This window comes from Priestia sp. SB1 (assembly GCF_038898415.1).
This window is the reverse complement of the sequence record NZ_JBBJSS010000003.1, coordinates 508,366-526,845: the sequence shown is the minus strand read 5'-3', so window position 1 is coordinate 526,845 and position 18,480 is coordinate 508,366. Positions and strand designations below refer to the sequence as shown.

Annotated in this window: 20 protein-coding genes; 16 read left to right on the top strand and 4 right to left on the bottom strand. The window is 39.5% G+C overall.

The window, feature by feature from the left end:
* The first annotated feature begins 94 nt into the window (after positions 1–94).
* The 13 genes from WKH56_RS13225 (at position 95) to rpiA (ending at position 11,067) form a co-directional block, all read left to right on the top strand.
* Complete coding sequence (locus WKH56_RS13225; RefSeq protein WP_033578206.1) at positions 95–949, top strand: MurR/RpiR family transcriptional regulator; 855 nt, start codon at positions 95–97, stop codon at positions 947–949.
* Positions 950–963: 14 nt separating this feature from the next.
* A complete protein-coding gene (locus WKH56_RS13220; protein WP_028412249.1) occupies positions 964–1,269 on the top strand; it encodes a PTS sugar transporter subunit IIB in 306 nt (101 codons plus the stop codon).
* Between the two features lie 80 nt (positions 1,270–1,349).
* Positions 1,350–2,651 (top strand): PTS sugar transporter subunit IIC, encoded by a 1,302-nt coding sequence (locus tag WKH56_RS13215; protein ID WP_033578207.1) that lies wholly within the window; start codon positions 1,350–1,352, stop codon positions 2,649–2,651.
* Between the two features lie 54 nt (positions 2,652–2,705).
* Positions 2,706–2,972, top strand: a complete 267-nt coding sequence (locus tag WKH56_RS13210; RefSeq protein ID WP_033578208.1) for a hypothetical protein — start codon at positions 2,706–2,708, stop codon at positions 2,970–2,972.
* A gap of 16 nt (positions 2,973–2,988) precedes the next feature.
* The gene (locus tag WKH56_RS13205) at positions 2,989–4,305 is read left to right on the top strand and encodes a 6-phospho-beta-glucosidase (RefSeq protein WP_048020138.1); all 1,317 of its coding nucleotides are present in this window, start codon (positions 2,989–2,991) and stop codon (positions 4,303–4,305) included.
* Position 4,306: 1 nt separating this feature from the next.
* On the top strand, positions 4,307–5,452 hold the full coding sequence (gene anmK / locus WKH56_RS13200) for an anhydro-N-acetylmuramic acid kinase AnmK (RefSeq protein WP_048020139.1): 1,146 nt from the start codon (positions 4,307–4,309) through the stop codon (positions 5,450–5,452).
* 17 nt (positions 5,453–5,469) lie between these two features.
* On the top strand, positions 5,470–5,805 hold the full coding sequence (locus WKH56_RS13195; protein ID WP_014461294.1) for a PTS lactose/cellobiose transporter subunit IIA: 336 nt from the start codon (positions 5,470–5,472) through the stop codon (positions 5,803–5,805).
* Positions 5,802–6,890, top strand: coding sequence for a DUF871 domain-containing protein (locus tag WKH56_RS13190; protein ID WP_028412254.1), 1,089 nt, complete (start codon positions 5,802–5,804; stop codon positions 6,888–6,890). Before WKH56_RS13195 ends, WKH56_RS13190 begins: the two co-directional genes overlap by 4 nt.
* A 4-nt stretch (positions 6,891–6,894) precedes the next feature.
* Positions 6,895–7,788, top strand: coding sequence for a BadF/BadG/BcrA/BcrD ATPase family protein (locus WKH56_RS13185; protein WP_048020461.1), 894 nt, complete (start codon positions 6,895–6,897; stop codon positions 7,786–7,788).
* A 35-nt stretch (positions 7,789–7,823) separates the two neighbouring features.
* On the top strand, positions 7,824–8,738 hold the full coding sequence (gene murQ / locus WKH56_RS13180; protein WP_048020140.1) for an N-acetylmuramic acid 6-phosphate etherase: 915 nt from the start codon (positions 7,824–7,826) through the stop codon (positions 8,736–8,738).
* A gap of 96 nt (positions 8,739–8,834) precedes the next feature.
* On the top strand, positions 8,835–9,593 hold the full coding sequence (locus tag WKH56_RS13175; RefSeq protein WP_048020141.1) for a carbon-nitrogen hydrolase family protein: 759 nt from the start codon (positions 8,835–8,837) through the stop codon (positions 9,591–9,593).
* Positions 9,594–9,725: 132 nt separating this feature from the next.
* Positions 9,726–10,316 (top strand): hypothetical protein, encoded by a 591-nt coding sequence (locus tag WKH56_RS13170; RefSeq protein WP_048020142.1) that lies wholly within the window; start codon positions 9,726–9,728, stop codon positions 10,314–10,316.
* An 82-nt stretch (positions 10,317–10,398) separates the two neighbouring features.
* Complete coding sequence (gene rpiA, locus WKH56_RS13165) at positions 10,399–11,067, top strand: ribose-5-phosphate isomerase RpiA (RefSeq protein WP_028412258.1); 669 nt, start codon at positions 10,399–10,401, stop codon at positions 11,065–11,067.
* A 32-nt stretch (positions 11,068–11,099) separates the two neighbouring features.
* On the opposite strand, the gene WKH56_RS13160 is transcribed toward rpiA, so the two are convergent.
* Positions 11,100–11,693, bottom strand: coding sequence for a YdbC family protein (locus WKH56_RS13160; protein ID WP_013055735.1), 594 nt, complete (start codon positions 11,691–11,693; stop codon positions 11,100–11,102).
* 136 nt (positions 11,694–11,829) lie between these two features.
* Here WKH56_RS13160 and WKH56_RS13155 point away from each other — a divergent pair, with 136 nt between their 5' ends.
* Positions 11,830–13,761 (top strand): hypothetical protein, encoded by a 1,932-nt coding sequence (locus WKH56_RS13155; RefSeq protein ID WP_048020143.1) that lies wholly within the window; start codon positions 11,830–11,832, stop codon positions 13,759–13,761.
* Positions 13,762–13,820: 59 nt separating this feature from the next.
* On the opposite strand, the gene WKH56_RS13150 is transcribed toward WKH56_RS13155, so the two are convergent.
* Complete coding sequence (locus WKH56_RS13150) at positions 13,821–14,876, bottom strand: L,D-transpeptidase family protein (protein ID WP_014461286.1); 1,056 nt, start codon at positions 14,874–14,876, stop codon at positions 13,821–13,823.
* 569 nt (positions 14,877–15,445) lie between these two features.
* Positions 15,446–16,120 carry a class I SAM-dependent methyltransferase gene (locus WKH56_RS13145; RefSeq protein ID WP_048020144.1) on the bottom strand — a complete coding sequence of 225 codons (675 nt, stop codon included), beginning with the start codon at positions 16,118–16,120 and terminating at the stop codon, positions 15,446–15,448.
* A 131-nt stretch (positions 16,121–16,251) separates the two neighbouring features.
* Here WKH56_RS13145 and WKH56_RS13140 point away from each other — a divergent pair, with 131 nt between their 5' ends.
* Both WKH56_RS13140 and WKH56_RS13135 read left to right on the top strand, forming a co-directional pair.
* Positions 16,252–17,121 (top strand): LysR family transcriptional regulator, encoded by an 870-nt coding sequence (locus WKH56_RS13140; protein ID WP_034269863.1) that lies wholly within the window; start codon positions 16,252–16,254, stop codon positions 17,119–17,121.
* A 32-nt stretch (positions 17,122–17,153) separates the two neighbouring features.
* Positions 17,154–17,507 carry a DUF4181 domain-containing protein gene (locus WKH56_RS13135; RefSeq protein ID WP_310884223.1) on the top strand — a complete coding sequence of 118 codons (354 nt, stop codon included), beginning with the start codon at positions 17,154–17,156 and terminating at the stop codon, positions 17,505–17,507.
* A gap of 37 nt (positions 17,508–17,544) precedes the next feature.
* Here WKH56_RS13135 and WKH56_RS13130 read toward each other — a convergent pair whose 3' ends face one another.
* Positions 17,545–18,477 (bottom strand): aldo/keto reductase, encoded by a 933-nt coding sequence (locus WKH56_RS13130; protein ID WP_014461281.1) that lies wholly within the window; start codon positions 18,475–18,477, stop codon positions 17,545–17,547.
* Between the last annotated feature and the right edge of the window lie 3 nt (positions 18,478–18,480).

The following is an 18,480-nucleotide window of genomic DNA, read 5'->3' as shown; positions in this document are numbered from 1 at the left end:
TCAGAAAAATATTGAAATTAAACTTCAGAAAAAATATAATAATGGTAATTTAAAGAATATTTTAGAAATACGTTACTTAACGATGGAGGAATTCATGCGCCAATTTTCCGTACTTACTTTAATCGATGCACAAATGAATCATTACAGTCCTGCTGAAGGAAGAGTAGCTGATTACGTGTTAGAAAATCCTACGACCACGTTGAACTTAACGACCAAACAGCTAGCTAAGCAGTGTCAGTGCAGCGAAGCTACGATTATCCGCTTTTGTCAGCGTGTAGGGATTAATAGTTTTAAAGAATTAAAGATTGAATTAGCAAAAGATGCCCATAAGGTGAATAACGAGCAGCTGCCGAATCTTCCAGTTAATTTTGAAGATGAGACCGAAGCCGTGCTTGAAAAAGTCATGAGCAAAAGTATGAGCGCACTTATGAACACGAGTCGTTTAGTGAGCTCTTCTGCAATTGATGCAGCTGCGGAAGCTATTCATAGAGCGAAACGAGTGTTTTTATACGGAGCAGGGGGATCATCTGTAGTTGCGCTCGATGCGCAGTATAAACTGCTTCGAATTGATATTTCAGCGCTGTTTTCATTAGATAGTCATGTTCAAATGGTGATGGCTACGAATATGACAAAAGATGACGTGCTGTTTGTAGTATCGACTTCCGGTCAAACAAAAGAAGTGGTGGAGCTGATGCAAATAGCCAAAGATAAAGGGGCAGCGGTTATTTTGCTAACGCAGCACGGATCATCTCCAGCTTCTAGATTAGCTGATATTCTGCTGACTATTTCAGTAGAAGAGCAGCATATTCGAATTGGAACGATGAGCGCTCGTATTGCTCAGCTAGCCATTGTAGATGCGATGTTTATACGGTTATGTATTCAAAAAGGCAATCAAGTGTTTGAGCGCATAATCGATACACATAATGTAATTCAAAAAATCAAGAGGTAGGGGGAAACGAGAAAATGAAGGTATTGTTTGTATGTTCTGGAGGAATGTCAAGTGCGATTGTGGTGAAAGCATTAAAAACAGAAGCACAAAAGCACGGAACGGATATGGAAGTACTGGCAATTGGGACAAATGAAGTGGCAGAGGAAATTCAAAAGGGCTGGGACGTTGTAATGGTTGCACCGCAGATTCGTCACCGGTTTAACGCAGTGAAAGCGGAAGCGGATAAAGCTTCTGTTCCATGCGGGCCCATTCCGCCGCAGGCTTATACGCCGCTTGGAGGTCCGACGCTTTATAAAACGGTTCAACAGCTCGTTAGCTAAGGAAAGCAGGTTTCTTCCTGCTTTTTAAATAAATAAGGGGTTTATTACACAAGGGGAGAATATAGAGGGGGAAAGGGTATATGAGCAAATTTGTGTCGTTTTTAGAGAACAATTTATCGGGACCTATGGCCAGGTTATCAGAACAGCGGCATCTTCAAGCCATTCGTGATGGTGTTATTTCCGCTTTGCCATTTATCATTATCGGAAGTTTTTTCTTAATTTTAGCATTTCCGCCTGTGCCGCAAGATAGCACAATTGCGAAATGGGCAGCTGATAACAGCGCCAACATTTTAATACCGTATCGCGTAACGATGTTTATTATGTCTTTATATATAGCCTTTGGGATAGGGTATAACTTGTCCAAAAGCTATAATCTCGATCCGCTGTCAGGAGCACAAATTGCAGTTGCTGCACTACTTCTTACGGTGACTCCAAAGCTGATTGAAGAAGAAGGGTTTATGCTTCCAATGACCAACCTTGGAGGACATGGTTTATTTGTGACGATGATTGTATCGATTTTATCAGTCGAGATTCTCAGGTTTTGTAAAGCAAAAAATGTCACCATTAAAATGCCGGAGCAAGTGCCACCTTCAGTATCGAGGTCTTTTGAAGCGCTAATTCCAGTTGCGATTGTTGTTGTACTTATGACCATTATTACAATTGTTTTAGGTATCGATCTTCATCATTTAGTTGATAAACTAGTTGCTCCGCTTGTAGAGGCAGGAGATAGTTTAGCAGGAGTATTAATACCGGTTTTCTTAATTACGTTTTTCTGGTCATTTGGTATTCACGGCGTCTCAGTTGTTGGGACAGTGGCACGGCCTGTATGGGAAGTATATTTAGCGAAAAATGCTGAAGCGGTAGCAGACGGAGCTTCAACGCTCCCGTATATTGCACCCGAAACGTTCTTTCAATGGTTTGTTTGGATCGGAGGATCTGGAGCGACGCTAGGCCTTGCTTTAGCAATGCTGTTTTTCTCAAAATCTAAATATTCGAAAGCGCTTTCTAGAACATCTTTTATTCCAGCGGTTTTTAATATTAACGAACCAATTATTTTCGGTTTGCCAATTGTCTTAAATCCTATTTTAATTATTCCTTTTATTATCATCCCGATTATTACAACGATCATTTCATACGCAGCAACGGCGACAGGCCTTATTACTCCAACATACGTAATGGTTCCTTGGACGCTCCCGGCGCCGATTGGGGCATATCTATCGACCGGAGGAGACTGGCGGGCGGTTGTACTGGTCGTTGTCAATATTGCTATTTCTGTTGTGATTTATCTTCCGTTCTTTAAAATGTACGACCGAAAGATGGTTGAAATGGAAAGAAGCGATGAAGCAACGGTTACACCATCCGATAGCTCAGTTCAAATGTAAAGAAAGAGAAGCCAACTTGTTTGGCTTCTATCTCTTTAATAGGAGTGAAGATCAATGTTTGTTCGATTTCGATATAAAACCGTGTTTTTATTTCTGTTGACCATGGTTCTTTGTAACGTTATTTTTACACCTTTGCTGCAGTATGCTGGTTTGTCAGCGCAGCATAGTTTATTTGCCATTACAAGTCTGTCAGCAGCTTTGCTTACAACATTTATTTCTATTCGGCTTTCAACAGCAGCTTTATCTAAAACCGCTGTTTGTATACGCTTTGTTTTGCTCGGGGCAGGGTGCACAGCCGTTACATATTTAGCCGTTTTTTAACAAGGAGGGGCAAGGAATGAAAGTAGTGACAATAGGGGGAGGATCAAGCTATACACCTGAATTGGTCGAAGGGTTTATTAAAAGGTACAATGAGCTTCCAATTCGAGAGCTGTGGCTTGTAGATGTTGAAGAAGGAAAAGAGAAGCTTGAAATTGTAGGAGCACTTGCTAGAAGAATGGTCAAAAAAGCAGGTGTTGATATGGAAATTCATTTAACGCTTGATCGAAAAAAAGCGTTAATAAATGCTGATTTTGTAACGACACAGCTTAGAGTAGGCCAGCTTGATGCGCGTATTCAAGATGAACGCATCCCTCTTAAGTACGGAATGGTTGGTCAAGAGACAAACGGGGCGGGAGGATTATTTAAGGGCTTGCGAACAATCCCGGTTTTGTTGAAGATTGCCGAGGAAATACACGAAATTTGTCCAAACGCCTGGCTTATTAATTTTACAAACCCTGCCGGTATGGTAACGGAGGCGCTGCTTCGCTACGGAAAGCATTCTAAAGTAGTAGGAGTTTGTAATTTGCCTGTACATATGACAAACTCAATCGCCAGCTTGCTTCAAATCGAAAAAGAAGATGTGCACATTGAATTTGCAGGGTTAAATCACTTGGTATATGGGCTGCATGTGTATGCCAAAGGAAAGGAAGTAACGCAAGAAGTCATTCAACTTTTAAGTGATCCAAAGTCTCAAGTAACAATGAGAAACATAGCTCCTATTCCGTGGCAACCGGATTTTTTGGAAGCTCTTGGCGTGATTTTATGTCCTTATCACCGCTACTACTATAAAACAAAAGAAATAGTAGCAGAAGAGCTTCTGGCCTTTCAGTCAGGTACTACGCGCGCTGAAGTGGTCAAAGCATTAGAAGCCGAGCTTTTTGAACTCTACAAAAACCCAAATCTAGAAAGTAAGCCTCCGCAGCTGGAAAAACGAGGAGGCGCTTACTACAGCGATGCCGCATGTAATTTAATTTCATCCATTTATAACGATAAAGGTGATATTCAAACATTAAATGTAAGAAATAATGGCGCCATTTCTTCACTGCCAAACGAATCTGCGGTTGAAGTAAACTGTGTGGTAACAAAGCAAGGACCAGTACCACTCGCTGTCGGTGAACTTCCGGTAGAAGTGAATGGACTCGTACAGCAAATTAAATCGTTTGAACGAGTAGGAGCAGAAGCCGCGGTTACAGGATCTTACGAAAAAGCGCTGGTTGCCCTGACCATTAATCCGCTTGTTCCAAGTGACGAACTGGCTAAGGCGGTCTTAGATGAACTGCTTCAAGCTCATCGCAAGTATTTACCCGCTTTTTTTAAGGAAGTGAATGCGTAGTATGTATGCTGTTGGACTTATGTCAGGAACGTCACTGGACGGAATTGATGCAGCTCTTGTGGAGATTGAAGGAAGCGGCTATGGAAGTAAAGTTAAGCTTCTTCAGTTCATTACCATGCCGTTTTCACCGCCGTTAAAAAAAGAAATTGAACAGGCGCTTTCTCTCGAACATTCAAATGTACAGCTGATCTGCAGCTTGAATTTTAAACTTGGCTACGCGTTTGCAGATGCAGTGAAAAGAGTGTGCCAAGAAGCCGGGTTTTCTCTTGAACAAGTAGATGTCATCGGATCGCATGGTCAAACCATTTACCATCAGCCGTATGCTTCAGGAAATACAGCGATGTCTACACTCCAAATTGGAGAGCCTGCTGTTATTGCCTATGAAACCAAAACGAAGGTAGTGGCAAACTTCAGAGTGATGGACATGGCAGCGGGCGGGCAAGGTGCTCCGTTAGTTCCTCACACCGAACGAATTTTGTACAGCCACGCTGATCGTACAAGGCTGCTTCAAAACATTGGAGGTATTGGGAATGTAACGTTGATTCCGCCAAAACACTCTCCTATACCCGTAGTAGCTTTTGATACGGGGCCGGGAAATATGATGATAGATGAAGCGTGTCAGCAGCTTTTTCATGTTGCATTTGATGAAAATGGGTGTTTAGCAGCTGGAGGAACTATTATTTCAGAGCTTTTAGAAGACTGTATGAACCATGATTACATGAATCTTTCTCCTCCTAAATCGACGGGAAGAGAGCTGTTCGGTACACAGTACACAAGGAGACTGCTAGAGAAATATAGCAACCATAAAAAAGAAGATTTGCTAGCTACGATTACCATGTTCACGGCATCATCCATTGTACATCACTATGAAACATTTATTTTTCCCGCCTATTCTATTGACGAAGTGATTATTGGAGGAGGCGGAAGTTATAACAATACGCTGATGAATATGATTAAAGCCAAGCTAGGGAAGCGCTGCAGCGTGTATACACAAGAAGAAATAGGGATGTCTTCAGAAGCAAAAGAAGCCGTAGCTTTTGCGGTGCTCGCAAATGAAACACTTGCAGGTTATCCAAGCAATGTACCAAGTGCAACCGGTGCTTTGTCTCCTGTAATATTAGGAAACATTACGCCTGCACCACTATAAAAAAGGGGATGGAAGAAATGACAGAAGCAGCAAATATGGAAAATGAAATTTTTGAACTTATTGCATACGGAGGAAATGCTAGGTCACTGGCATATGAAGCGTTAGAAGCAGCTGAAGATTATGATTTTAATAAAGCTGACGAACTTTTAAAGCAGTCTCAAGAAGAGCTCAGTCATGCTCATAAAACGCAAACTACGCTTATTCAACGTGAATTGAACGGAAAAACAATTGAAAAGTCGCTGCTTTTAATTCACGCACAAGATCATTTAATGACGGCTATTTCAGAGCAAAAATTAATTGAACATATGATTAAGCTTATTAAAAAATTTAAAAAAGAAGGCGAAAATCAATGAAAAAGCTAGGTATTGCGATTTATCCGGAACATTCGACTGTGGAAAAAGATAAAGCGTATATAGCACTTGCGCATCAATACGGATTTACCCGCATTTTTACGTGCTTGCTTTCTGTTGAAGGCGATCAGAAAAAAGTAATGGCAAATTTTAAAGAAATCATTGAGTTTGCCAATGAGCTAGAGATGGAAGTAGTAGTGGATATCGCTCCTCGCGTATTTGGAGCGCTTGGCATTTCTTATGATGATCTATCTTTTTTTCAAGAATTAGGGGCTTATGCTATTCGTCTTGATCTAGGCTATACGGGAAATGAAGAGTCCATTATGACCTTTAATCCATACGGCTTAAAAATTGAAATTAATATGAGTAATGCAACAAAGTATGTTGATAATATTTTAAGTTACCAGCCGAATCGAAAACAGCTATTGGGGTCGCACAACTTCTATCCTCATCGATATGCGGGATTGTCGTATGATCACTTTATGAAGTGTTCAGCGTTGTTTAAAGAACATAACCTTGAAACAGCAGCGTTTATTAATTCACCAAGTGCTACTTTTGGACCGTGGCCTGTTACTGAAGGGCTTTGTACGCTTGAAATGCATCGCACGCTTCCGATCGACGTGCAGGCTAAGCATCTTTTTAAAACGGGATTAATTGATTGTGCAATCATTGCGAATGCTTATGCATCGGAAGAAGAAATGAAGTCGCTGCGTGATGTTGTTCAGCAAGAGCGCTTTACCTTTAATGTGAACCTGTATGATACGATTACCGAGCTTGAGAAAAAAATTGTGCTAGAAGAGTTTCATTTTTACCGCGGAGACGTATCGGATTATTTAATTCGCTCTACGCAAAGCCGAGTAAAATATAAAAAAGAAGAATTCAAGCCTACGCATACTCCTTCCATTCGAAGAGGCGATATTTTAATAGAAAATGAACTCTACGGTCAGTACAAAGGAGAGCTGCAAATTGCGCTGTTAGACATGGAGAACTCAGGTAAAACAAACGTAGTAGGCCGCATTGCGGAAGAGGAAATTTTCTTATTAAATGAACTGCAGCCATGGGATAAATTTGCTTTTTGTGAGCGGTGATGAAATGGACTATATTATTGGTATTGACGGCGGGGGAACAAAAACAGAAGCCGTTGCGTACAGCTTAGATGGCCAACAGCTCGCTGCTTCAAAAAGCGGTTACGGCAATTTACTCATTAATTACAACACGGCTATTACTCATATTGATGAATGTATTATGGCGTGCAAAACTGAGCTTGCTGGTCATACATGCAAAGGCATTTCACTAGGACTTGCTGGAAGTAAAGCATTATCCAAAGAAGAAATAAAAAGATATTTTTATAATCGTTATCACGTAGAAGTAGGTTTATATGATGACGCCATGATTGCACATGAAGCACTACTGCATGGAAAAGAAGGGATTTTAACCATTGCAGGAACTGGAGCCGTCAGCATTGGTAAAAAAGATGGAGTGTATGAATACGGTGGAGGGTGGGGACACCTTCTTGGAGATGAAGGAAGCGGATATTGGATTGGTCTTCAAGCACTGATATTGCTGACGAAAGAGCATGATCAAAATCGTCCGTACAGCAGCCTTAGTCAGACAATCTTGCAACATGTAAAAGCAGACACCATACACGATATAAAAAAGTTTGTCTATTCATCTCCTAAATCAGAAGTTGCTTCACTCACTCCGCTTGTTGTACAGCAAGCAAGAAATCATAAACAAGAAGCAAGTGACATTCTTCAACGGGCTGGAAAGAACCTTGCAAACATGACGCTGCATTTGTATAAGAAGCAGCAGTTTGAAGGGAGCTGCTTGCTGGCATGCAAAGGCAGCATTTTAACGGAAGTTCCAGAAGTGTTTAATGTTTATAAAAAAACATGTGAAAAAGAAATAAACTATATCCAGTGGGCAACACAGCGAGTATCATCTGCTAAAGGAGCTTATCAGCTGTTCATGAAAGAGTATCAATAGAGAAAAAATGATCGTGGAAAAGGCAGGGGATCACAGTGAACTTAAATCATATCTTAACAGAAAAACGCAATCCGCAAACGTTAAACATTGATGAATTATCAAGCCTGGAAATTGTAAAAAAAATTAATGAAGAAGATCACCAAGTGCCTCAGGCAATCAATAAGGTGCTGCCTGTTATTGCTTTGTTAGTAGATGAAATTGTCAGTGCTTTTAAACAAGGCGGACGTCTGATTTATATCGGAGCAGGTACAAGCGGGCGGCTAGGCGTGTTAGATGCATCTGAATGTGTACCAACATTCGGTACACCTGCCGAACAAGTAGTTGGGATCATAGCCGGGGGAGACAAGGCGCTCCGGCACGCGTTAGAAGGAGCAGAAGATAATAAGAAACAAGCGATAGAAGATTTGAAAGCGATTAATTTATCAAATAAAGATATTCTTGTAGGGATAGCTGCAAGTGGAAGAACGCCTTATACACTCTCAGCGCTTGCGTATGCAAACAGCCTGGGGGCAGTAACGGGCTGCGTTGTAAATTCTCCTCAATCAGCTATGGAACAAGAAGCAAACTACGCAATAGTAGCAGAATCAGGCCCGGAAGTTGTAACAGGTTCTACCAGAATGAAAGCCGGAACTGCTCAAAAGCTTGTTCTTAATATGCTGACGACGGCTTCTATGATTCAAATTGGTAAAGTCTACAGCAATCTAATGGTAGACGTACAGCCGACTAATGATAAACTCGTCCAGCGTGCCAAAAATATTATTGCAGAACTAACAGGCGTCTCATCAGAAGAGGCAGCCGAAAGTTTACAAACATACAAAACGCCAAAAGCCGCTATCCTTGCGCTTCTTACTTCTATAGAAGGTGATGAAGTGCACCAGCTGCTCGATAAACATGACGGACATTTAAAAAAAGCCATTGCAGAAGCAAAGGAACAGCAGATTAAAGATTAAGCCGCCAGCAAATTAAATTATTTACGTAAAGATAAAAAACTCATGTTACGCTAGTAGCATGAGTTTTTTATGATGTTGGAAGTGGAGGAGCAATGAATGAAAATTGGGTTAGCGCAAGTGAGATTTCCAAAGTCAGCCGTAGAGGGTGTAGAAACGGTAGAAAATTGTATGAAACAAGCAGCAGAAGAAGGGTGTAACCTTGTATGTTTTCCAGAATCAATTGTGCCAGGACTTAGAGGAGTGGGTTTTGAAGTTGAGACATACAATCACGAAATTCAACAAAATACGCTTTATAAAGTTAAGTTGCTTGCCAAACAGTTAAAGCTCAACGTAATTTTACCACTGGAATGGCGCGACGAACTTGGTATGCATTTAACTGCTTTTGTAATTCATGAAAATGGAAAAGAATTAGGGTATCAAACTAAAAACCAAATTGATCCAGCAGAAGATCAATTTGGTTATAAGCCTGGAAATGGCCGCCAGTTGTTTGAAATAAACGGCGTGAAATTCGGTATTGTTATTTGCCACGAGGGATGGCGCTATCCTGAAACTGTTCGATGGGCTGCTGTAAGAGGAGCAAGCATTGTGTTTCATCCACAGTTTACTGGTGAAGTACCAGATCCGAAGTTTTATGATTATGCAATGATTGCAAGAAGTACGGAGAATGGTATTTACTTTGCAAGCGTGAATTATGCCTTAGAGAGCCAAAAAAGCACGACTTCTCTTCTTTCTCCAACGGGTGAATGTTTGATAAAAGCGAAAGCTGAAAAACAGGAACTACTAACGTATATGATAGAGCCCGGCAAAGCTAACCGGCTGTTAGCTCAGCGTCTGTTATCAAATTTACTATTGTAAAAAAGTTTATTTTCTCTAGTTAAATTAGCATGTGCGCTTTGATAATCCTTTGGTTATTTCTCCTTATGACGATGTAAACATGAATATGGTATTATCGAAAGTTAAAGGGGTATTAAAAGGTGTGTGGAAACAATGGATCGAAAAAAAGCCGCATCAGTAGCTGGAGCATTGGTCATTGCCGTAGGAATTTGGCTGTTTCAAAGCGGGAAATTTAAAAGTGAAGCCCAGGCAGATAAGTTTACGAGTACGTTTTTGGTCGATCATGAACAAACAGACAATGGATTTGAATTATTTACTTCGGATACCAATCAATATAGCATGTGGTTTCCGCTTCAGTATGTTATTCATAAATCTTCTTATAAAAGCAGTGAAGATGAAAGTGAAGTATGGACAGCATCAACGAAGGAAAATGATTCATACAATGCTGGGAAAATAACGGCTTTATTTTCTAAGAAAAAAAGCAAAGCAGCTCAAAAAAAAATGGATGCGTTTCAGCCTGATTACATGTTAAAAGGTAAAAATGCAACGATTTATGTGAAAAAACAAACAAGAGATGGAAAGCATAGCATTTATCATGCTTATGTGAATGATGATTATTCAAGCAAGTATATTTACTATACGTTTGAACTCAGAAGCAGCGAACAGACAAACAGTACAAAACAGCAGTATTGGGTAGAAAAAATTCTTCTAAATACACAGTTTCAAAAAAACTCAGCTGAATAGTCAGCTGAGTTTTTTTGAAAGGATTCATAATGCTTTTGCTTTTTTATGTAAACGGGTACAATATGAGTAAGGAGGCCTTCGTATGATTGAAAAACAAGCAGTTGGTGAAAAAGCAGCACAATTTGTTGAAGATGGAATGATTGTAGGGCTAGGAACAGGTTCAACAGCTTATTATACAATTGTCAAACTAGGTGAACGAGTAAAAAATGGATTAAACATCAAAGCGGTTCCTACTTCTCAAAAAACAGAAGAACTGGCAAGGAAACTAGGTATTCCTATTGTTACCTTAGCGGATGTTGAATATATTGATATAGCAATTGACGGAGCGGATGAAGTGGATAGCGAACTTTCTTTAATTAAAGGAGGAGGAGGCGCGCTGCTTCGAGAAAAAATGATTGCGTACGCAGCGAAGCGGTTTATCGTGATTGCGGATTCTAAGAAAATAGTGAAGACGCTAGGAGCTTTTCCTCTTCCTGTTGAAGTTATACGTTTTGGCTGGGAAATGACGGCGAAGCATATTCGCAGTGCAGGTTGTGTACCGCAGCTTAGGCTTTTAGATGATCATACGCCGTTTATCACTGATAACGGAAATTATATTCTAGACTGCCATTTTTCAGAAATTGAAAATCCTGCTGTGCTGGAAAAACAGCTTACAATGATTCCAGGCGTAGTAGAAAGCGGTTTGTTTGTAGGAATGACGGAGGAAGTCATTACCGTACAAAATCAAGAGGTTCATATCATAAAAAAATAGAAGCTTTGGCGTCGGGCCTAGGCTTCTATTTTTTAATTGGAAAGAACGTTCCAATTTTTCTCTAATTGGTATATGTATTGAGACGCGTTCAGTACATTTGGATGAACGAAAGTATCAATTGTTTTTTGCGGACAAGCAGATCCGTATAATGAAAAAATGACAAGCTTGCTATGCTCGATCGGTGATACAACGTGAGATAAACAACGATAAGAAGGATTTATCAAGCTTTTTACCATCTCATGAATATCTTCTTTGTCGTAAAAATCGACTTCAATTTCCGTCTTTACTAAATAACGGCTTTCAATCGCGCTGCTTCTATAATAATTGTAGCGTGCTCCGATGAAGTAGGACGGATCTGATGTTGAAACGTCCAAATTCGTATATGTTTGATCCTGCTTGCTTTTATAAAAAATAGAATCATGAGTATGCTTCATGAATTCTTGATAAGTTGTTCCATCTTCCCACAGAGCTAGAATACAAGCATCTGTTTCATCTTCCACGTTCCAACCCCCTAATTGGCCAATGAAACCATTCACGTGCGCAAGAGCAGCCCAATGCTGTTGCGTATATGAAAAAGATGCTTTTTTATCAGTCGGTATGCTGCATTTCACAATTTTTGTCAACATTCTCCCATCACCTCAATTAATTACTTCGATAAATGCAGGAAAAATCCTTCTAAAAAGAGGAAAATGATAGACATATCCCCCCTTTAAAAGCCATACATTTCAAATAGGACAATGTTAGGGAAAGAAGGGGAAATGAATGAAAGTTTTTCGTGCAAAAGCCTGTCAGTCTCCTACGCGAAAAGGCTGGTCAATTATGTTTCAGCATCCGTTTAAAAAAGATGAAAGAGGAAGATCGCACCCGTTTGTTAAACGGTTTATGTATACAGAGCAACACGATGAAATTGACATGTTGGTTGAAGAGATGAATGAACTGCTGAGAGTGCAGGATTTTTGGACAAGTACTGCAAAAGGAAGAGCAAAAGCAAGGTATGATGAACGAGTAGTGAATGCTTTTTATAACGATATTGAAAAAAAGACAAGCGAACAAATTGACAGCGAGTATGAGTACGTTCATGTAATAGGAGAACAAGGAAGCGGCAAAACATCTTTAATCCGCCAGCTTCTTGGTATAAAAAAGGAGTGCGGCTTTCTAGGAATAGGCAGTAAAGGCGCTTATTCTGCTACGTATAAGGTGAAGGATTCTCAACACTATGAAGCTGCCGTCTCTTTTTTTACGCGAAGTGAAGTGCAAAGGAAAGTGGAGAATATCCTACTAAGAAGCGCTGAAGTGTATGCTGAAGGAGGCACGGATTATGACTTGGTCTTTGAGTTATTACACGGAGATTCCTCTTTTAATCTGCGCGCTCTTTTGGGAGATATTCCATACAAAGCCCGTTATTTTAATGATGATGTTCCTTTAAGAATGAGCGACGAAAATAGTTCATTCAAACAATTTGTAGATGCAATTAAACGAGAAAGTGAAATAGTAAAAGACGCTGTTGATCAAGAAGGAAGAGATTTTGCAGAGGTATGGCATAAGCGGCTTGAATGTAGGAAGATCACTGAGCAAATGCTTCTGGCAATTGAATCTCGGTTGAGAGAATACAAGGAAGGAACGTGGGAAATAGGGGAAGACGACTGGCCAATATCCTGCCGTCTCACAGCAAAAGAGCTGTCTTTCTTTGATCCGCTAACAAATGAAGAAGAAGAAAATAACGGACGCCTTATTTATCCATTGTTTCGTAGAATTGAAGTTTCCGGCCCTTTTTCTTTTAAAAAAGGGGTAGCGATTTGCGAGCATCCATCTGTTGAATATACGGGCACCATCCACGATTCTTTTAAACAAGCAGCTTCCATTTTATACGTACATCATGGGCTTAAAGAATTAGATATTCAATTTCTTCAGCAGCTCATCGTACATGGGCACGGTGCTAAGGTAAACGTTTGTGTTACACACGGAGATTTGCTTACCTCTCCAAGCTGCCGTACGGATTATGCTAAAAAACATGCCATGGCTAAATTGATAGATGGTGCGCTTAAAAGCGTTTCACCTCTTATGAGAAAGCAGCTTCACTACTATTTAACAGTAGGGAATACGTCTGTTTTAGAATGTGTACACGAGGAATCCGAAGAGAGTCACTTTCTGTATAAAGACTTAAAGACAGCTTTAGTATCAGAAACGAGAAAAAAGCAGCAAGAGCTGCATCCTATTTATTTAAACTTGACTGTCTCGCAGGCTTTTTATGAAGCAATGGAGTCGCTGAACATTCCTTATATGGACAGAGAAACGTGTTTAAACATTTCCTTAGGAGAGAATGAAGGACCGGTACCAGCTATTGCGTCCGCCGTTATTTCATCTGTGTATGAGCATTTTTTAAGTCAGCCGTCTGGATGGTCAAGTACTTATCATTCGGTCACCGACCGACAGCAGGTTATTCAAGAGTTGGCAGGTGAGTTCGCAACCGTCGTTTATTCCTATTTCAACGAACAGCTGCTTGAAAATCCCCGTAATGACTGGCGCGCTCTTTATAAAGAAAAAGAAGACGATCAGCCGTATAAATATAGCAGGGTCATAGAAAGTGTGATTCCTGCCAAAAACGATATCTATCAGCAGCAAATTCTTATGAGAACGGTTTATCAATTGATTAAGTATGTGGTAGAAAAGAAAGACGGCGTAATGGTTCATTAAGGAGTCCGTGTAAAAAGAGGTTTATAAATAAAAAAAACAGAGCCTGATTTCAGGCTCTATTAGCGTTTGGAAATAGCAGTTAACGTATTAGGTCCGGCAACGCCGTCCACTGCTAGCTTATTGTCTTTTTGAAACTTACGCACAGCAGCTTCAGTATTGGCGCCGAAAATACCGTCCGTGCCTTTTGTATCATAGCCAAGCGCCGTTAATTTCTTTTGAAGAGCTTGAACATTGCTGCCTTTGCTGCCTTTTTTAAGCGTTTGTTTTGTGTTAATTGTTGTATCCGCTGGTGGGTTTGTTGGCTTTGGATTTGTCGGATTTGTTGGTGTCGGGTTGGTTCCAGGGTTTCCTAAAGCTTTATACGTTGATGGACCAACAATACCGTCAGCCGTTAAGCCGTGGTCTTTTTGGAACTTACGCACAGCTGAATCTGTATTGGCACCGAACACACCGTCCGTACCTTTTGTGTTATAGCCAAGTGAAGTTAGCTTCTGCTGAAGTTCTTTAACTGCATTTCCTTTACTGCCTTTCTTTAAAACAGTTCCTGTAGAAGGAGCTGGAGTAGAACCTGAGTTTCCAGAAACATTGTACCCGTTTGCTGCTGCAATGTCATTAAATGATTTAGAAGAAGTTGTAATCACAACCGGTGTACCGACGGTCACTTTACTAAATAACCATGCCACTTCTTCATCGTACATACGAACGCATCCGCTGCTTACATATTTGCCAATGGAAGCAGGATTATTATTTCCATGAATAGCATACGTCGTGCCGTATGTACCTCTCGCATTTAGACCCAGCCAGCGGTTGCCAAGAGGATTTCTAGGGTCTCCACCAGGAATGTTCCCTGAGTAATAAGGGCGATTGACAATTTTATTCACTACTTTGAAATGCCCTTCTGGTGTAAGAGACTGCGTGCGTCCTGTTGCGACTGAAAACGTTCGGACAAGTGAACCATTTTGGTAATAAGCCAGTTTATTTGTTGCTTTGTTAATGATAATTAAATGAGATGGTGTTGAAGCAGCTTCTGTTTTTGGAACGCCTACAAACAAGCAGGCTAGAGCTAGAATAGCCGCTATGAGTACGATTGTTGTTCTTGATATTCTATTTGCCATGTGCTGCGCCTCCTTAGGCTGCATTAATGAAAAACTTATGGTGCTTTGAGCAGTGCTATAAATTCTTCACTAATAAAATAAAAGACGAATAGCTGCATTTTCTATACCTGTATGTATGCGCTTAATAAGGAAATCATTAAGTAGAAAGACTTTACTAGCGGGAATTTATAATAATAAGAATAACTAAGTTTTTCTTGATGATTTGTACAACTTTAAGAATATAAGTTTACTAATCTAGCGGATTCACATTTACATAAGCAGCACATCCTTTCCAGTTCTTCATTTTCGTGTAAAGAAATGAAAGCGTTATATAGATTGTTTTGTAATCATATTGTAACATAGTTGTATTTTTTATACCATAAAAAGACATAAAATAGTATAAAAATACTTTATATGGGTTTTATGTACAAAAAATTCAAAAGTTCAGGAGAACGAAGCTATTATTAGATATACGAAACTGGAAAAGAAGTATGCGTAGTTTTGTGGAAATAGATAAATATTCTTATTCGAATATAGGGAGGAACAGAGTAAAAAAACTACTTGCAAAGAGACAAGTAGTTTTTAAACCGTTATTTTTGAGCATACATTACAACAAAATTAAAAAATTTATAGATGCAATCCACCGTGCTAAACCCACTTGCTGTTAGCCAATTTAACTGGTCATGTAAAGTTGCCATTTTATCTAACTTCGTACGTTCATGAGCAGCCTTAATTTGCTCATGCGTTAATCCGCTTGCGGCAATTCTTTCACTCCAGTCTTTTTTATATAACTCTTCAATAATAGAAGAATGGCCTAATACTTGATCGGCATTAATAAATATTCCTCCTGTATGCAGTAAATGATAAATTTGACCATACAGCTTTTGCTTTTGTTCGTCTTCTAAATGATGAATAGCAAGTGAAGAAATCACAATGTCGAATGAGTGTTCAAATTCGTAGCTTGTTATATCTGATACAATAAATTCCATATTCTGTTCGTTTTTAAAGCGCTCCTTGGCTTTTTCAAGCATTTGATCTGACACGTCAATCAACGTGAAATGAGCATCTGGGTATTTTTCTTTGACAAAAGAAGAAAACAATCCTGTACCTGCTCCGATATCAAGTACGCGAAGCGGCTTATTTGAAAAGTGAAGAAGAGAAACGGGAATGGAATAAAAATCAAAAAAACAAGGAATAAGTTTGCGGCGCTGCTCATCATACTGAGAAGCATGAGCATTAAATTTTTCTTTAACGTTATTTTTCATTTTTACAGCTCCTTTATTTGGTAATATTGAGATACATATATCGTATAGAAGTTTGGTAGAAAAGAAAATAAACAAAAATAAGCAGTATTGATTCCAGTTTGTTATGAATAGAAAGAGATGGAGAGAAGAAAATGGAGATCAAATGGTTAAAAACATTCATCATAGCGGCTTCTTATGAAAATTTCAGGCAAGCGTCTGAAGATTTATTTTTAACACAGCCTGCTGTATCAAAGCATATTCAGCGACTGCAGCAAGAGTTAGGTGCTGAGCTTTTTGAAAAAAAAGGTAAATACATCACGCTGACTGAGGCAGGACGCTTTTTTTTGCCTCATGCTCAAAAAATGGTGAGGGCATATGAAGAAGGAGTGGGAAATTTTAAGTTATGGAAGCAAGGATATAACCGAAAACTGACTATATCCGCTGCTCCTCAAATAGCAGCATCTGTTTTACCAAGCCTCATCAAACAATTTGTAGAGAGATATCCCCATATTGAAGTAACGGTTAATATCACAAATTCGTTTCAAGTGGGAAAAGACATCAGCGACAGAAGGTCAGATATTGGATTAACAAGGATGCTTCCGGGTCAGGCAGACGTTTTTTATGAGTTAATTCATAAAGAAAAAGCAGTCTTAGTTGCCCCGTTTTCTGCAGAGGCACGTACGGAACAGGAGCTGTTATCTTCCTACCGGCTGCTTACGAATAATCATCCTGTTTATTGGGAAGATTTACTCCTTCAAATCAAGGCTTGTTATCCTCACATTCAGCTGCTTCCTGTGACGCAAGTAGAAATTACAAAGCGCTTTATTGAAGAAGGTTTAGGCGTATCTTATTTGCCATTTTCTATGGTGAAAAAGGAAGTTGAAAATCAAACGTTAAGCGTCATTTCACAGCAAAAAATTATCCGGCCTTCTTCACATACGTATATCGTAACAAAAGGTGAAACGGAAGAAACAAAGCAGTTTAAGCACTTTGTAGCTGAGACCTTAACAGAAACGAGTTGAAATGATACCATAAAAAGGAAGGGGGGATGGCAATGTATATATTAATAATACTTGTAGCAGCAGCGGTCTTAGCAGACGTTATCTTGAGAAAAGTCCTTGATATCCCTCGCAGCAAATTTTGGGGAAAATATGAGTATGAAAGTCTAGCTTTAGGCCGATGGGATAAATATGTGACGATAGCTTTTGTTCTTTGTCTGTTACTTGATATGATCTTTATGTTTGTAAAGCCTTATATCGTATCTTTCCTATTTTTAGTCGTGAATATTTTGTTAAAAAGTATAGATGAATGGAAATACAAACAAGAAACGAAAGAGTACGTAACAAGCTTTGTACAGATGGGATTCTTCTTTACAGCTTTTGTTCTATTAGTCAGCGGAATTGTATAGAAAAAAGAGCTTTACCTATGGCAAAGCTCTTTTTGTATTATTTAAAAATATGATCAATGTCTTTAATTTCAGAAGAAGTGAGCTGAACATCTAATGTTTTTAAGTTATCAAGTACTTGATCAGCGCGTTTTGCCCCTGGAATTAACACATCAATTGAATCGCGCGTTAAGTACCAAGCCAGAACAAGGTGAGCTACTTCTACGCCTTTCGCGTTAGAGATTTGACGAAGACGCTCTACTTTTTCTAGATTTTGCTGAAATGCTTCCCCGATAAAGTGAGGCATATCTTCGCGCAGGTCATTAAATTTTGTATTTTTATCATATTTCCCAGCAAGTAAGCCAGCAGCTAGCGGGAAGTATGGAATAAATGAAATGCGGTTTGCAGCCGTATAAGGTAAAATATCGCTTTCTGCTTCTCGCTGAATTAAGTTATATTGGCCTTGGACCACGTCTACATAACCATCTTTATTTGCTTCTTTTAACTGATCTAACGAGAAGTTTGATACGCCAATAGAACGGATCTTACCTTCATCTTTTAATTCTTTTAACGCACCAACCGCTTCGTCTTTAGGTGTGTTTTTATCTGGAAAGTGAATATAATATAAATCGATATAATCTGTTTGAAGGCGTTTTAAGCTATCTTCAACAGACTGTTTTAAAAATGCAGGAGAATTGTCTAGCAGTACTTCATCTCCAACAATTTTATGTGCTCCTTTTGTAGCGATCACCGCTTCTTCACGATTTCCGCGTTCTTTTAGTACTTCGCCAATTAATTCTTCAGAACGTTTAGGACCATAAATGAACGCTGTATCAAGTAGGTTTATGCCATTATCTAGCGCCTTATGAACAAGGTCTTTGCCGACTTCTTCGTTTAGGTTAGGATATAAGTTATGTCCTCCTACAGCGTTTGTTCCAAGTCCAATAGGGTTAACATATAATTCGGATTTTCCAATCTGCACTTTTTCTGCCATGTC

Coding starts and splice junctions, on each gene's coding strand:
- WKH56_RS13225 (WP_033578206.1), top strand. CDS start 95: ATGCGCCAATTTTCCGTACTTACTTTAATCGATGCACAAATGAATCAT.
- WKH56_RS13220 (WP_028412249.1), top strand. CDS start 964: ATGAAGGTATTGTTTGTATGTTCTGGAGGAATGTCAAGTGCGATTGTG.
- WKH56_RS13215 (WP_033578207.1), top strand. CDS start 1,350: ATGAGCAAATTTGTGTCGTTTTTAGAGAACAATTTATCGGGACCTATG.
- WKH56_RS13210 (WP_033578208.1), top strand. CDS start 2,706: ATGTTTGTTCGATTTCGATATAAAACCGTGTTTTTATTTCTGTTGACC.
- WKH56_RS13205 (WP_048020138.1), top strand. CDS start 2,989: ATGAAAGTAGTGACAATAGGGGGAGGATCAAGCTATACACCTGAATTG.
- anmK (WP_048020139.1), top strand. CDS start 4,307: ATGTATGCTGTTGGACTTATGTCAGGAACGTCACTGGACGGAATTGAT.
- WKH56_RS13195 (WP_014461294.1), top strand. CDS start 5,470: ATGACAGAAGCAGCAAATATGGAAAATGAAATTTTTGAACTTATTGCA.
- WKH56_RS13190 (WP_028412254.1), top strand. CDS start 5,802: ATGAAAAAGCTAGGTATTGCGATTTATCCGGAACATTCGACTGTGGAA.
- WKH56_RS13185 (WP_048020461.1), top strand. CDS start 6,895: ATGGACTATATTATTGGTATTGACGGCGGGGGAACAAAAACAGAAGCC.
- WKH56_RS13175 (WP_048020141.1), top strand. CDS start 8,835: ATGAAAATTGGGTTAGCGCAAGTGAGATTTCCAAAGTCAGCCGTAGAG.
- WKH56_RS13170 (WP_048020142.1), top strand. CDS start 9,726: ATGGATCGAAAAAAAGCCGCATCAGTAGCTGGAGCATTGGTCATTGCC.
- rpiA (WP_028412258.1), top strand. CDS start 10,399: ATGATTGAAAAACAAGCAGTTGGTGAAAAAGCAGCACAATTTGTTGAA.
- WKH56_RS13160 (WP_013055735.1), bottom strand. CDS start 11,693: ATGTTGACAAAAATTGTGAAATGCAGCATACCGACTGATAAAAAAGCA.
- WKH56_RS13155 (WP_048020143.1), top strand. CDS start 11,830: ATGAAAGTTTTTCGTGCAAAAGCCTGTCAGTCTCCTACGCGAAAAGGC.
- WKH56_RS13150 (WP_014461286.1), bottom strand. CDS start 14,876: ATGGCAAATAGAATATCAAGAACAACAATCGTACTCATAGCGGCTATT.
- WKH56_RS13145 (WP_048020144.1), bottom strand. CDS start 16,120: ATGAAAAATAACGTTAAAGAAAAATTTAATGCTCATGCTTCTCAGTAT.
- WKH56_RS13140 (WP_034269863.1), top strand. CDS start 16,252: ATGGAGATCAAATGGTTAAAAACATTCATCATAGCGGCTTCTTATGAA.
- WKH56_RS13135 (WP_310884223.1), top strand. CDS start 17,154: ATGTATATATTAATAATACTTGTAGCAGCAGCGGTCTTAGCAGACGTT.
- WKH56_RS13130 (WP_014461281.1), bottom strand. CDS start 18,477: ATGGCAGAAAAAGTGCAGATTGGAAAATCCGAATTATATGTTAACCCT.